The 14690-nt window shown below is 71.4% G+C and carries 11 protein-coding genes; 4 read left to right on the forward strand and 7 right to left on the reverse strand.

Translation table 11 applies throughout. From position 1 onward, the window contains the following. The first annotated feature begins 145 nt into the window (after positions 1–145). On the forward strand, positions 146–2518 hold the full coding sequence (locus C1N81_RS11365; protein WP_394428658.1) for an ATP-binding cassette domain-containing protein: 2373 nt from the start codon (positions 146–148) through the stop codon (positions 2516–2518). On the opposite strand, the gene C1N81_RS11370 is transcribed toward C1N81_RS11365, so the two are convergent. The 4 genes from C1N81_RS11370 to C1N81_RS11385 form a co-directional block, all read right to left on the reverse strand. After that, positions 2497–4074, reverse strand: coding sequence for an acyl-CoA synthetase (locus C1N81_RS11370; RefSeq protein WP_394428659.1), 1578 nt, complete (start codon positions 4072–4074; stop codon positions 2497–2499). The genes C1N81_RS11365 and C1N81_RS11370 overlap by 22 nt on opposite strands. A gap of 146 nt (positions 4075–4220) precedes the next feature. Continuing rightward, positions 4221–4967, reverse strand: coding sequence for a succinate dehydrogenase/fumarate reductase iron-sulfur subunit (locus C1N81_RS11375; RefSeq protein ID WP_394428660.1), 747 nt, complete (start codon positions 4965–4967; stop codon positions 4221–4223). Further along, positions 4964–6913 (reverse strand): fumarate reductase/succinate dehydrogenase flavoprotein subunit, encoded by a 1950-nt coding sequence (locus tag C1N81_RS11380; protein ID WP_394428661.1) that lies wholly within the window; start codon positions 6911–6913, stop codon positions 4964–4966. Before C1N81_RS11380 ends, C1N81_RS11375 begins: the two co-directional genes overlap by 4 nt. Positions 6914–6921: 8 nt before the next feature. Continuing rightward, positions 6922–7593, reverse strand: a complete 672-nt coding sequence (locus C1N81_RS11385; RefSeq protein ID WP_394437866.1) for a succinate dehydrogenase — start codon at positions 7591–7593, stop codon at positions 6922–6924. A 133-nt stretch (positions 7594–7726) separates the two neighbouring features. On the opposite strand from C1N81_RS11385, the gene C1N81_RS11390 reads away from it, so the two are divergent. Further along, positions 7727–8620 (forward strand): LysR family transcriptional regulator, encoded by an 894-nt coding sequence (locus tag C1N81_RS11390; protein WP_394428662.1) that lies wholly within the window; start codon positions 7727–7729, stop codon positions 8618–8620. A gap of 251 nt (positions 8621–8871) precedes the next feature. Here the strand turns inward: C1N81_RS11390 and C1N81_RS11395 are convergent, their stop codons facing one another. From C1N81_RS11395 to C1N81_RS11405, 3 genes are all read right to left on the reverse strand, one after another. Next, the gene (locus C1N81_RS11395) at positions 8872–11019 is read right to left on the reverse strand and encodes a putative bifunctional diguanylate cyclase/phosphodiesterase (RefSeq protein WP_394428663.1); all 2148 of its coding nucleotides are present in this window, start codon (positions 11017–11019) and stop codon (positions 8872–8874) included. Further along, entirely contained in the window at positions 11016–11831 is an 816-nt protein-coding gene (locus tag C1N81_RS11400) for an SAM-dependent methyltransferase (protein ID WP_394428664.1), read from the reverse strand. Before C1N81_RS11400 ends, C1N81_RS11395 begins: the two co-directional genes overlap by 4 nt. 251 nt (positions 11832–12082) lie before the next feature. Next, positions 12083–13054 carry an SCO0930 family lipoprotein gene (locus tag C1N81_RS11405; RefSeq protein ID WP_394428665.1) on the reverse strand — a complete coding sequence of 324 codons (972 nt, stop codon included), beginning with the start codon at positions 13052–13054 and terminating at the stop codon, positions 12083–12085. 250 nt (positions 13055–13304) lie between these two features. On the opposite strand from C1N81_RS11405, the gene C1N81_RS11410 reads away from it, so the two are divergent. Continuing rightward, positions 13305–13907: a hypothetical protein gene (locus C1N81_RS11410; protein ID WP_394428666.1), complete on the forward strand. Its 603-nt coding sequence runs from the start codon at positions 13305–13307 to the stop codon at positions 13905–13907. A 17-nt stretch (positions 13908–13924) separates the two neighbouring features. Next, positions 13925–14686, forward strand: a complete 762-nt coding sequence (locus C1N81_RS11415) for a bestrophin-like domain (protein WP_394428667.1) — start codon at positions 13925–13927, stop codon at positions 14684–14686. Positions 14687–14690: the final 4 nt, after the last annotated feature.

Raw genomic sequence — 14690 nt, forward strand, 5'->3', positions numbered from 1 at the left:
CAGTATCAATAGCGGTACTGGAGTCCGGCTTCGGCGACGCCGCGTCCGGACTCCGGAGTGCGGCGGCCTAGAATCGTGTGATTTGCCCGCCTCCCTTGTGCCGCCCCGGCACAAGCGCCCCCTCCGCACCTCAGGAGCCGCCCCCATGTCGCTGCCGCCGTCCCCGTCCGACCCGCGCCACGACGGCTTCGTCCGGGTCCGCGGGGCCCGCGAGCACAACCTCAGGGGCGTCGACGTGGATGTCCCCCGCGACGTCCTCGCGGTCTTCACGGGGGTGTCGGGCTCGGGCAAGTCGTCGCTCGCGTTCGGCACGATCTACGCGGAGGCGCAGCGCCGCTACTTCGAGTCGGTCGCCCCGTACGCGCGCCGCCTCATCCACCAGGTCGGCGCCCCGAAGGTGGGCGCGATCAGCGGGCTGCCCCCGGCGGTGTCGCTCCAGCAGAGCCGCTCCGCGCCCACGTCCCGCTCCTCCGTCGGCACGCTCACCACGCTCTCCAACTCCCTGCGGATGCTGTTCTCGCGGGCCGGCGCCTACCCGCCGGGCGCGGAGCGGCTCGACTCCGACGCCTTCTCCCCCAACACGGCCGCCGGCGCCTGCCCGCACTGCCACGGACTCGGCAAGGTGCACCGCACGACCGAGGAACTTCTGGTCCCCGACCCGTCCCTGTCGATCCGGGAGGGCGCGATCGCCGCGTGGCCGGGCGCCTGGCAGGGCAAGAACCTGCGCGACGTCCTCGACGCCCTCGGGTACGACGTGGACCGCCCCTGGCGCGACCTGGCCCAGGAGGACCGCGACTGGATCCTGTTCACCGACGAGCAGCCGGTGGTCACCGTGCACCCCGTACGGGACGCGGACCGCATCCAGCGCCCGTACCAGGGCACCTACATGAGCGCCAACCGGTACGTGCTGAAGACGTTCGCCGACTCCAAGTCCCAGGCGCTGCGCGCGAAGGCGGAGACGTTCCTGCGCAGCGAGGCGTGCCCGGTGTGCGGCGGCGCGCGGCTGCGGGCGGAGGCGCTCGCCGTGACGTTCGGCGGCCGGACCATCGCGGACCTTGCCCGCCTGCCGCTGACGGAGCTCGCGGAGATCCTGGCGGCGCACGAGAGCGACTCCGAGACGGCGCGGGTGCTCACCGACGACCTGCGGGCCCGCATCGCCACCATCACCGAGCTGGGCCTCGGCTACCTGAGCCCCGACCGCCCGACGCCCACCCTCTCCTCCGGGGAGCTGCAACGCCTGCGCCTGGCCACGCAGTTGCGGTCGGGCCTGTTCGGCGTCGTGTACGTGCTCGACGAACCGTCCGCCGGACTGCACCCGGCCGACACCGAATCCCTCCTGACCGTCCTCGACCGGCTGAAGGAAGCGGGCAACTCCGTCTTCGTCGTCGAGCACCAGCTCGACGTCATGCGGCACGCGGACTGGCTCGTCGACGTCGGGCCGCTGGCCGGGGAGCACGGCGGGCAGGTGCTGCACAGCGGCCCGGTGGAAGAGCTGCGCGGGGTGGAGACCTCGGCGACCGCCCGCTACCTGTTCGACGACGGGCCCCGCGCCGGGCGCCGGGTGCGTGAGCCGCGCGGCCGGCTGAAGGTCGGCCCGGTCACCCGGCACAACCTGCGCGGTGTGACGGCCGAACTGCCGGTGGGCGCGTTCACGGCCGTCACCGGGGTCTCCGGGTCCGGCAAGTCGACGCTGCTCGGCGCGATCACCGAGGACCTTCCGGGCGTCGGCCGGCTCGTGGTCGTCGACCAGAAGCCGATCGGCCGCACCCCGCGCTCCAACCTGGCCACGTACACCGGCCTCTTCGACATCGTCCGCAAGGTGTTCGCGAGCACCGCCGAGGCGAAGGAGCGCGGCTACGGCGTCGGCCGCTTCTCCTTCAACGTCGCGGGCGGCCGCTGCGAGACCTGCCAGGGCGAGGGCTTCGTCAGCGTCGAACTCCTCTTCCTGCCGAGCACGTACGCGCCGTGCCCGGACTGCGGCGGCGCGCGCTACAACCCGCAAACCCTGGAGGTGACGTACCGGGGACGGAACATCGCCGAGGTGCTCGACCTGACCGTGGAGTCCGCCGCCGCGTTCTTCGCCGACGACGACGCGGCCAAGGCGGTCCTGCGCTCCCTGCACACCCTGCTCGACGTGGGCCTCGGCTACCTGCGGCTCGGCCAGCCCGCCACCGAGCTGTCCGGCGGCGAGGCCCAGCGCATCAAGCTGGCGAGCGAGCTGCAGCGAGTGCGCCGCGGCCACACCCTCTACCTCCTCGACGAGCCGACCACCGGGCTGCACCCGGCCGACGTGGAGGTACTGCTCCGCCAGTTGCACGGGCTCGTCGACGCGGGGCACTCCGTGGTGGTCGTGGAGCACGACATGGCGGTGGTCGCCGGGGCGGACTGGGTGGTCGACATGGGGCCCGGCGGGGGCCATGCCGGCGGGCGGGTGGTGGCCGCGGGGCCGCCCGCGGTGGTGGCGGCCGATCCCGTCAGCCGCACGGCCCCCTACCTTCAGCGTCTGCTGGGTGGCTGAGCCTTTTCGACTGCGGGTGCGTCGTGGCTGGTCGCGCGGTTCCCCGCGCCCCCGGGCGGGCGGAGCTTTCCCTTGGCCAGTTTCCCCGTGGGGGTGCGCGGGAGGGCGGGCACGAAGTCCACCTGCCTCGGCACCTTGTAGCTCGCTATGCGGGCACGTACGTACGCGGTTAGGTCAGCGGCCAACTGCGCTCCAGGGCTTGCCCCTTCGGCCGGCTGGACATACGCCCGTACCGCCTCCCCCATCTCCTCGTCCGGCACCCCGACGACCGCGACGTCGGCGACGGCCGGGTGCAGGACCAGGCAGTCCTCGATCTCCTGCGGGTAGATGTTGACGCCGCCGGAGATGATCGTGAAGGCCCGGCGGTCGGTGAGGAAGAGGTAGCCGTCCTCGTCGACGTGGCCGATGTCGCCCGTCGTCGTCCAGTGGGGGTGGACGGGGTGCTGCGCCTCGCGGGTGCGGTCGTCGTCGTGGTGGTAGCGGAACGGCAGCTCGTCCCGCTCGAAGTAGACGATGCCGGTCTCCCCCGGCGCCAGCACCTTCCCTTCCTCGTCGCAGATCCGCAGCTCACCGAGGAGCCCGGCGCGGCCCACGGAGCCGGGTCTGCGCAGCCACTCCTCGGGGCCGATGAAGGTGATGCCGTTGCCCTCGGTCGCGGCGTAGTACTCGTACAGGACGGGTCCCCACCAGTCCATCATCCGCCGCTTCACCTCGACGGGACACGGCGCGGCCGCGTGGACGGCGACCTTCAGCGACGCGGTGTCGTAGCGCTCGCGCACCACCTCGGGCAGCTTGAGCATGCGCACGAACATCGTCGGCACCCACTGGCTGTGGGTGACGCGGTGGCGCTCGATCGCCGCCAGCGCGCCCTCCGCGTCGAAGGACTCCATGAGGACGACCGTGCCGCCCGTCGCGGTGACCGTGTGGCAGAACCGCAGCGGCGCCGCGTGGTAGAGCGGCGCCGGGCAGAGGTAGACGCTGTCCTCGCCGAAGCCGTACATGGGCTGGAAGAGCAGTTGGTACGTGGAGGGGTCGGTGCGGATGTCGCCCTCGGGCAGTGCCGGCCGAACCCCTTTGGGGCGGCCCGTCGTACCGGACGAGTAGAGCATGTCGGTGCCGCGCGGCTGGTGCGCGGGCGGTTCGGGCGAGGCGGCGGCGAGGGCGGCGTCGTACGTCCCGTCGTCGAAGCCGAGCCGGTGTGTCACCTCGGGCGCCAACTCCGCGACGGCTATGGCCAGTTCGCCGAGTGTGCCGTCGGCGACGATCAGTGCGGTGGCGCCGCAGTCCCGCACGATGTATGCGGCTTCCCCGGCGGTCAGATGGTGGTTGACGGCGGTGAGGTAGAGGCCCGAGCGGACCGCCGCCCAGTACACCTCCATCACCCGCGGGTCGTTGTCGGACAGCAGGGCGAGATGGTCGCCTCTGCGCAGCCCGGCCGTGCGCAGATGGTCGGCGAGGCGCAGGGAGTTCTCCTCCAGCGCGCCGTAGGTGAGGGTGTGTGCGCCGTCCGCCGTGACGACGGCCGGCCTGGCTCGGTCGTACGCTCCCGGGTACATGACGGCGACGGTACCGCCCCGGCATGACGCTACGTCAGATGTGTGCGGCCCGGACCTGTGCGACGGCCCGATGGATGACGGGACCGGGAGAGCACCGGCTCCCGGCCCCGCCCACCCCGCGCTGTTCGCGGGACGCTGTCAGTGACTCAGCGGCTGACCTTGCGGTTCGCGCGCAGCCACTCCTTGTTCATGCTGGTGATGGAGAACAGCGGGATGCCCTTCGGGCAGGCCGTCGCGCACTCGCCGGTGAGCGTGCAGCCGCCGAAGCCCTCCTCGTCCATCTGCGCCACCATGTCCAGGACGCGGGTCTCGCGCTCGGGCGCGCCCTGCGGGAGGACGTTCAGGTGGTTGATCTTGGCGGAGGTGAAGAGCATGGCCGCGCCGTTCGGGCAGGCGGCCACGCAGGCGCCGCAGCCGATGCACTCGGCGTTCTCGAAGGCGAAGTCCGCGTCCGGCTTGGGCACCGGGGTGGAGTGGGCCTCCGGGGCGGCGCCGGTCGGGGCGGTGATGTAGCCGCCGGACTGAATGATCCGGTCGAAGGCCGAGCGGTCGACGACGAGGTCCTTGATGACGGGGAACGCGGAGGCGCGCCACGGCTCGATGTCGATCGTGTCGCCGTCCTTGAAGGACCGCATGTGGAGCTGGCAGGTGGTGGTGCGCTCCGGGCCGTGCGCGTCGCCGTTGATGACGAGCGAGCAGGCGCCGCAGATGCCCTCGCGGCAGTCGTGGTCGAAGGCGACGGGGTCCTCGCCCTTGACGATGAGTTCCTCGTTGAGGGTGTCGAGCATCTCCAGGAACGACATGTCCTGGGAGATCCCGTCCACCTCGTACGTGGACATGGCGCCTTCGGCACCGGCGTTCTTCTGGCGCCAGACGCGCAGGGTGAGCTTCATGCGTAGCTCCGCTGAGTGGGGTGGACGTACTCGAAGACGAGGTCTTCCTTGTGCAGGGCGGGGGCCGCCCCGGTGCCGGTGAACTCCCAGGCGGCGGCGTAGGAGAACTCCTCGTCGCGGCGTTCGGCCTCGCCGTCCGGGGTCTGCGACTCCTCGCGGAAGTGGCCGCCGCAGGACTCGGCGCGGTGCAGGGCGTCGAGGCACATCAGCTCGGCCAGCTCGATGTAGTCGACGATGCGGTTGGCCTTCTCCAGGGACTGGTTGAACTCCTCGCCGGTGCCCGGCACCTTGATGCGGCGCCAGAACTCCTCGCGGATCTGCGGGATGCGCTCAAGGGCCTTGCGCAGACCGGTCTCGGTGCGGGCCATGCCGCAGAACTCCCACATGAGTTCGCCGAGTTCGCGGTGGAAGGAGTCCGGGGTGCGGTCCCCGTCGACGGCGAGCAGCTTCGCGAGCCGCTCCTCGGTCTCGCGCACCACCTCGACGGTCGCGGGGTGCGCGGCGTCCACGTTCTCGGTGTGCGGGTTCTTGGCGAGGTAGTCGTTGATGGTGGCGGGGAGGACGAAGTAGCCGTCGGCGAGCCCCTGCATCAGCGCGGAGGCGCCGAGCCGGTTGGCACCGTGGTCGGAGAAGTTGGCCTCACCGATGGCGAAGAGCCCCGGGACGGTGGTCTGAAGGTCGTAATCGACCCACAGGCCGCCCATCGTGTAGTGCACGGCCGGGTAGATCCGCATGGGCACCTTGTACGGATCCTCGTCGGTGATCCGCTGGTACATGTCGAAGAGGTTGCCGTACTTCGTCTCGACGGCCTTGCGGCCCAGGCGCTGGATGGCGTCGGCGAAGTCGAGGTAGACACCCTGCCCGCCGGGCCCGACGCCCCTCCCCTCATCACACACGTTCTTCGCGGCGCGGGAGGCGATGTCGCGGGGCACGAGGTTGCCGAAGGACGGGTAGATGCGCTCCAGGTAGTAGTCGCGCTCGTCCTCGGGGATCTTGTTGGCCGGACGGTCGTCGCCCTTGGCCTTCGGCACCCAGATCCGCCCGTCGTTGCGCAGCGACTCGCTCATCAGCGTCAGCTTCGACTGGTGGTCGCCGGTGCGCGGGATGCAGGTGGGGTGGATCTGCGTGAAGCAGGGGTTGGCGAAATAGGCGCCGCGCCGGTGCGCCCGCCAGACGGCGGTCGCGTTGGAGTTCATCGCGTTGGTGGAGAGGTAGAAGACGTTGCCGTAGCCGCCGGAGGCGAGGACGACGGCGTCCGCGAAGTATGTGTCGATCTTCCCGGTGACGAGGTCACGGGCGACGATGCCGCGCGCCTTCCCGTCGACGATGATCAGGTCGAGCATCTCGGTACGGGGATGCAGCTCGATGTTCCCCGCGGCGACCTGGCGGCTGAGCGCCTGGTAGGCGCCGAGCAGCAGCTGCTGCCCCGTCTGGCCGCGGGCGTAGAAGGTGCGCGACACCTGGACGCCGCCGAAGGACCGGGTGTCGAGGAGACCGCCGTACTCGCGGGCGAACGGCACGCCCTGCGCCACGCACTGGTCGATGATCTCGACGGAGATCTGGGCGAGCCGGTGCACGTTCGACTCGCGGGCGCGGAAGTCGCCGCCCTTGACCGTGTCGTAGAAGAGGCGGTGCACGGAGTCGCCGTCGTTGCGGTAGTTCTTCGCGGCGTTGATACCGCCCTGCGCGGCGATCGAGTGCGCGCGGCGCGGCGAGTCCTGGTAGCAGAACTGGACGACGTGGTACCCCTGCTCGGCGAGCGTGGCCCCCGCGCTGCCGCCGGCGAGCCCCGTCCCGACGACGATGACGGTGTGCTTGCGCCGGTTCGCGGGGTTGACCAGCTTGGCCTCGAAGCGGCGGGTGTCCCAGCGCTCGGCGACGGGCCCGGTGGGGGCTTTGGTGTCGACGATCGGCTCGCCGGTCGAGTAGTCGGTGTAGGCGCTCATGTCGTTCCTCAGCTCACCAATCCGGTCATGACGCCCACGGGCACGGCGATGAAGCCGAGGGTGAGCAGTACGGCGAGGACGTTGCCGATCGTCTTCAGGACGCGGTCACGGGTCCGGCTGCCGACACCGAGAGTCTGCGCGGCGCTCCAGAACCCGTGCTGGACGTGGAGTCCGAGGGCGAGCATCGCGACGATGTAGATGACGTTCCCGTACCAGGTCGAGAACGTGTCGATGATGTTCTGGTACGGGTGCAGGTGCTCGTACCCGTCCGGGTGCACGGTGCCCGTCGTCAGGTCCAGGATGTGCCAGACGATGAACAGGCCGAGGATGACGCCGCCCCAGCGCATGGTGCGGGTGGCGTAGCTCGCGCCGGGCTTCTTGTGCACGTACTTGCTGGGGCGCGCCTTGATGTCGCGGCGGCTCAGCTGGTACGCGGAGGTCGCGTGGGCCACGACGGCGACGACGAGCACGATGCGCACGAGCCACAGGCCCCACTCGTAGTGGAGGACCGGCTCGCCCATGGTGCGCAGCCAGTGGGCGTAGTGGTTGATCTCCCCGGGACCGAAGAAGATCTTGAGGTTGCCGATCATGTGCGCGACCAGGTACAGCAGCATCACGATGCCGCTGACAGCCATCACGGTCTTCTTGCCGAGAGAGCTGTCCCAGAGCGTGCGCGTCATGGACGGTCGTCGGTCCGTCCGCGTTGCCAGAGCCATGGCACCAGACGGTAGGCGGGCGGAGGCCGATCGGTCCAAGACATTGAGCAGCTCATTTCCATAGGCATTGCCTATGTAGGGAACTATCGTGGTGTACATGCAGTTCCAGCAGCTCCAGTACTTCGTCGCGGTGGCGGAGACGCGGCACTTCACGCACGCGGCGGAACTGGTCCATGTGGCCCAGCCGTCGCTGTCCCAGCAGATCCGGGCCCTCGAACGGGAACTGGGCGCCGACCTCTTCCACCGCGCCCGGGGCAACATCACGCTCACCGACGCCGGTGAGGCGCTGCTGCCGCTCGCCCGGCGGATCCTCGCGGACGCGGACACCGCGCGCTACGAGGTCCAGGAACTGGCGCAGCTGCGGCGCGGGCGGGTCCGGCTCGGGGCCACCCCGTCCCTGTGCACGGGCCTCCTCCCGGACGTCCTCCGCGCCTTCCACGACCGCTACCCCGGCATCCAGCTGCTCATCGAGGAAGGCGGCTCGCACGACCTCGTACGGGAGCTGGCGCGCGGGGCGGTGGATCTGGCCCTCGTCGTGCTTCCGCTGCCGGCGCCCGCGCCCGCGCTGACGACGGTGGAGCTGTTGCGGGAGGAGCTGGTGGTGGTCTCCTCGCCGAGCGCGCCCCGGCCGGGCCGGGGGCGGAAGTCGGTCCGCGTCTGCGACCTGGAGGGCGAGCGGCTCGTCATGTTCCGGCACGGGTACGACCTGCGGGAACTTACGGTCGCGGCGTGCCGGGCGGAAGGGTTCGAGCCGGATTTCGCGGTGGAGGGGGGTGAGATGGACGCGGTCCTGGGGTTTGTCCGGGCCGGGCTCGGGGTCGCGGTGGTTCCGCACATGGTCGCGCTGCGAGCGGGGCTCGACCTCCACGTCACGCCGCTGGCCCGGCCCGGCCTGCACCGGACGATCGCGCTGGCCCATCGCACCGATGTGGCTCCGCCTCGGGCGGCACGTGAGCTGCAGCGGATGCTTGTGGAGCGGGGCGGGTCCTAGCGCGGGACCGCACCGTCCGTCGCCGGGTGCACGCCGCGTCGTGGTTGCTCGCGCAGTTCCCCGCGCCCCTGAGATGCGCACTGCGTGCGCCATCTCAGCGCCCCAGGGGCGCGGGGAACTGCGCGACCGGCCACGACGGCGGGACGTGTGGCGACGACCCAGGGCATCGCGGCGAAGCCGCATGCTCAGGGGCGCGGGGAACTGCGCGACCGGCCACGACGTACCCGCACCCGGCACCCGATCCGCGGCGGCTAGCCGGTGGCGTCGGCGAGTGCCAGCTCGTGGAGCCGGTCCGGCGGGCCAGGGCGGGCGTAGTACCAGCCCTGGGCCGTGTCGCACCCCAGCTCCCGCAACTGCTCGGCCTGAGCCCCCGTCTCGACCCCCTCCACCGTGACCGCCAGATCAAGGCTGTGGGCCAGCGAGACGATGCCCTCGACGATCTTCAGGTCCACCGGATCCGCCGGGAACTGCTGCATGCCCTGCGTGAAGGACCGGTCGAGCTTGAGCACGTTCACCGGCAGCCGCCGCAGGTTCGCCAGGTTCGAGTACCCCGTACCGAAGTCGTCGAGGGCTATGTCGACCCCCATCTCCGAGAGGCGACGCAGCGGCTTCAAGAGGTCGTCGTCCGCCCCGATGAGCGCCGACTCCGTCACCTCCAGGCACAACGCCCCGGGCGCGAGCCCGGACCGTTCGAGGATGTCGACCGTGTCGGAGACGAGCCCGGGGTGGGTGAGCTGCATCGGGGAGAGGTTCACGTTGATGCGGAGCGGCCCCGCGTCGACGTGGCGCTGCTGCCAGGCGCGGGCCTGGCGTACGGACTCCTCCAGGACCCACCGCCCGAGCGGCACGATGAGCCCGGTGTGTTCGGCGAGCGGGATGAACCGGTCGGGCCCGAGGACCCCGTGCTGCGGATGGCGCCACCGTACGAGCGCCTCGGCGCCGCGCACGCTGCCGTCGCCGAGGTGGACGAGCGGCTGGTACTCGATGAAGAACTCGCCGCGGTCGAGCGCGGCGGGCAGCGCGGTGGTGAGGCCGTGCCGGGTGATGGCGCGGGCGTCGGCCTCGGGGTCGGCGAGCTCGTAGCGGTTGCCGCCCGCGGACTTGGCCCGGTACATGGTGATGTCGGCGCTGCGGAGCACTTCCGCGGGGCTGCGGTCGCCGACGGGGCCTTCGACGATGCCGATGGAGCCGCGCACGGTCAGCTCGCGGTTGTCGATGCGGATCGGGGTGGCGAGCGCTCCCATGATGCGGTCGGCGAGCTCGTCGACCTCGGCCTCGGTGTCGCGCCCTGTGGTGAGGGCCACGAACTCGTCGCCGCCGAGCCGGGCGACCATCTCGCCGGGGGCGGTGGCGCAGGCCTGGAGCCGGTCGGCGACCTCGACGAGGAGCCGGTCGCCGACCGCGTGGCCGAGGCTGTCGTTGATGGTCTTGAAGCCGTCGAGGTCGAGGTAGCAGAGGCCGAAGCGCATGCCTTCGCCCGCGCCGAGCACCTTCTCCAGGCGTTCGAAGAACAGGGTGCGGTTGGGCAGGCCGGTGAGCGCGTCGTGCGTGGCCTCGTAGCGGAGCCGGAGGTTGAGCAGGCGGCGCTCGGTGGTGTCCTCCAGGAGCGCCAGCTGGTACTGGGGCACGCCGTCGGCGTCGCGGAGCAGGGAGACCGTGAGGTTGGTCCACAGGGCCGTGCCGTCGGGGCGGTGGAACGCCTTCTCGACGCGGTAGTGCTCGCGGTCGCCGCGCACCAGCTCGTGGTAGAGGTGCCAGACCTGGGGGGCGTCGTCGGGGTGGGTCCACTCGGCGACGTTGCGCCCGCGCAGCATGCCCTCGGCGCCGCCGAACATCCGGACGAGGGCGTCGTTGACCTCCAGGACGGTGCCGTCGAGGGAGGCGATGCTGATGCCGATGGCGGCGCCGTGGAAGACGGCGCGGAACCGGGCCTCGCTGGCGTGCAGCGCCTCGGCGACGGCGCTGCGGGCGTTGAGCGCGGCCACCGAGATGGCCTCCTGCTCGGCGAGCGTCCGCTCCCGCAGCGCGGCGGCGAAGCCCGCGGCGACGGTGTGCTGGAGGCGGGCGCAGCGGGCCCGCAGGTCGTCCTCGCGCTCGGCGGTGCGCGCCTCTTCGCCGCAGTAGAGGACGAGGTACGCGTCGACGACGTCGAGGGTGCGGCTGAGCGCCTCGGGGTCGGTGCAGTGCACGTCGACGAGGGCCGCGCCGACGGCCTGGCCCTGTGCGGCGTCCAGGGCCCGTGCGGCGAGCACGTCGCGCATCGTGCGGGCGAGCGGCACGAGTACCTGCTCGAACTCCGGCCTGGTCAGCGAGGTCGCCGTCACCGGGTAGATGGCCCGGCTCCAGATGGTGGCGAACCTGCGCAGTCTGTCCTCCGGTCCACCCGGCTCTGTGCTCACGGCTTGCGCCCCACTCCCACATAGCCCGCGAAGGTGAACGGGTCCTCGTCCTCGGGCGCGGTCTGTGGCCGCCACACCGGCATGGGCACGATGCCCGGCTCGACCACCTCGTACCCCTGGAAGAACCGTTCGATCTCCTCGCGGCCGCGCATGATGAGCGGGTTGCGGACGTCGTCGCGGTAGACGTCGACCGCCCCGCCGGCCTGTTCCTCGGGTATCGGCATGCCTTCGTAGGTGGCGTGCGTGACGATCAGCATGGAGCCCGGGGCGAGCGCCTCACCGAGTGCGGCGACCGCCCCGTACGGGTCGTCGGCGTCCTCGATGAAGTGCAGGACGGCGACGAGGAGGAGCGCCACGGGGCGCTCCAGGTCGAGCAGTCCTGTGACGTCGGGGCTGCGCAGGATATCGCGCGGCTTGCGCAGGTCGGCGGCGACGACGGCGGTGTCCGGGTTGCCGTCGAGGACGGCCCGGCTGTGGGCGACGGCGACCGGGTCGTGGTCGACGTAGACCACGCGGGCGCCGGGGCTCGCCCGCTGCGCCACCTCGTGGACGTTGCCGAAGGTCGGGATGCCGGAGCCGATGTCGAGGAACTGGGTGATGCCCTCGTCGACGGCGTACCGCACGGCGCGCCGCATGAACGCCCGGTTCGCCTGCATGATCTTCGGCAGGCCCGGCAGGAACTCCATGGCCCTGCGGGCGGCCTCCCGGTCGACCTCGAAGTTGTGCGAACCGCCCAGGTAGTAGTCGTAGATCCGGGACACGCTGGGCACCGAGATGTCGATGCCCTGCGGGGCCCAGGCAGGACGCTCCATCACTCTCTCCAAGGCGTAGGCGTGCCGGTGTTCGAGCAGAGGCTACTGATCAGCCGCCAAAGGTACGAGCCAAAACGGAAATTGACCATCCGTTCTCGGTCACTGCCTGCGGCACGTGCCATGAGAGGAGGCTCCGAAACCACCCCGAAACCGCCTCTTTCCCGAACGAGAAGAGGCCGGTCCGTTCCCGGCGCACGACCTTCTCATGGCCGTACGGGGAACGGACCGGCCTCGACCGGTTCTCCAGCGTCCTACTGGGCGGGGCGGCCCACCGGCTTGCCGTCGGGCGCGGCCGCGTACCAGGTGCCGCCCACGCCCTGCCCGTTGGTGTCACCGGGCTTCTTGTCGCCGGAGAAGGTGTACACGGGCCAGCAGTTCAGCGTCTGCTGCTGGGTGCCGTCGGGCCGGTCGAAGGTCATGTAGCCCTTGAGCGGAATGTTCTCGGTGTCGTTCTTGGCGACGGGTGCAACGGCCGGCCACTTCTTCGCGCAGGCGCCGACGCAGTTGGACTTGATCGGCCAGGCCGAGTCCTTCAGGAAGCGGTAGACGGTCATCCCGTTCTTGTCGACGACGATCTCGCCGAGCTTCGGGTCCTTGCGGGTGGACAGGCCCGCGAGGTCGGCGGGTTGCGCGGCGGCGGCCGGGCTCGCCTTCTTGCCGTCGGGCGCGGCGGCGTACCAGGTGCCGCCCACGCCCTGGCCCTTGGCGTCGCCGGGTGCGGTGTCCATGGCGTAGCGGTACATCGGCCAGCCGTCGACGGTCAGCTGTTTCGTGCCGTCGGCCGCGGTGACCTCGCCGATCAGGGCGTCGTCGACGCCGGGCGCGGCCTTCGCGCCGCTCGCCGGAACCGCCGGCCACGCCTTGAGGCAGGTGGCGTCGCAGTTCGACTTGGGCGGCTGCGCCGTGTCCTTGTCGAAGCGGTAGAGCGTGAACCCGGCGCTGTCCGTGACGACCTTGCCGAGCTTCTTGCTGTCCCACACGGCCAGCTGCCCGGCGGCCTTGGCCTTGGGCGCGGCGGCCGCGCCGGCCCCCTCCTTGCCCGACGAGCCGTACCCGTCGGACCCGTAGCCGTCCGAGCCGTAACCGCCCTGCGCCGGGGCGGCGTTGCCCACGTTCTGTCCGTTCGCGGTTCCGTCGGCCTTGTCCTGACCGCACGCCGTCGTCAGCGCGAGCAGGGCAGCGGCTGTCGCTACGAGCGAGGCGTTCCGCCAGGAGGTCTTCATCGTCAACTCCCGTGTGTTGCTGGGGTGTTGTGGGGGCCCGGCCGGGTCCGCACATGGCCCTAGGTACGGGCGGGGACGGTGGGTGCGTTCAACGCGGGCCCAGAATTCTCGCGCGGCGGGTCCGACGGCCGCGCTCACACGGACGAGGGACAGGGCAGGGCGCAAACCTCGAACGCAACCGATCCGCCCGTTCGGGGCATTGCGGGGCGCATACGGCGTGCCGTCCCGCGCGGCTGCTCATCATCTCGTCGTGCATCGAACCCAGCGGGCCAGGTCCGCCCTGCTCACCCGAGTCCTCGCGGTGGTGGCCGCCGCCTGGCTCTGCGGCGCGCCGGCCGGGGCCGCGACCGCTCTCGCCCCGGCCGACAGCTGCGCGTGGGCCTCGGTCGACGGCGGGGCGAGCGGCGGCGTCGCGGTCGCGGGCTCCGACGTCGACTGCAGCGCGGGGCCCAGTACGCCCCCGCCGAAGCCGACCCCGAAGCCGCCCCCGCCGAAACCGGCGCCGCCGCCGCCCGCTCCCCCGCCCGAGCCGGCTCCGCCGCCACCGCCGGCCCCCGCTCCGCCCCCGCCGCCGACGCACGCCGCGCCCGCGCGGCCCGCTCCCCCGCCGCCACCCGCGCCGAAGCCCCCACCCAGGCCGGACCCGAAGCCGACACCGACACCGACACCGACACCGACACCGACACCCAAGCCGACCCCGGAACCGGACCCGAAGCCGAAGGCCGTCCATTACCCCGCCTACCGGCCCACGGTGCACCGCGCGCCGCCTCGTGGCGGGCCGTCCCTCGTCACGCTCACCCTGCTCATCACCGCGCCCGCGATCCTCGCGGTCGCCGCGCTGCGCCCCCGCTGACCCTGTGTGGAGATTCGATGTCGGAATGGCTTGTTCTCGCCCTCGCGATGATCGCCGTGTGCGGGGTCGTGCTCGTCGTCCAGGTGCTGCAACAACGGAGAATCGGTGAGGACGACGATCCGTCCGAGACCCCGGACGTCATCGAGTACATGACGATGATGATCGGCGTGGTCTACGCGATCGTTCTCGGCCTGGCCATCGCGGGTGCCTGGGAGGCGCGCAGCGCGGCCGAGGACCACGTGCGCAACGAGGCGCAGGCGCTGCACGAGATCCATGAGCGGGTCCGCGTCTACCCCGACGGTGTCCGCGACCGGATCCGGGCGGATGTCGACACCTATGTCAGCCATGTCGTGACCACCGAGTGGCATGCGATGCGGTCCAAGGGCGAGCTGACGGACAAGGGCACCGAGCTGTTCGACAAGGTGCGCCACGACGTCACGGACTTCGAGCCCGAGAACGACTTCCAGGCCCAGGCCTACCAGCCGCTCCTGGACCAGGTGACGGCGGCGGACGACGCGCGCAACGCCCGCGCGGACTCGACCGGGGCGACGATGCCGGGCGTCGTCTGGTTCGGCCTGATCGCCGGCGGCCTGGTGACCATCGGCATGATCTTCGCGCTGCAGATCCGGCGTACGCGCCGCGAGATCGTCCTGGCCGGCCTCTTCTCGTCCTTGATCGCGTTCCTGCTCTTCCTCATCTGGGACTTCGACGCCCCCTACAGCCGTGGCGCGGCGGCCACCGCGGAACCGTTCCTGATGCTCTTCCCGGGGGCCCACTGACCCC

The organism is Streptomyces sp. SGAir0957 (assembly GCF_043523415.1).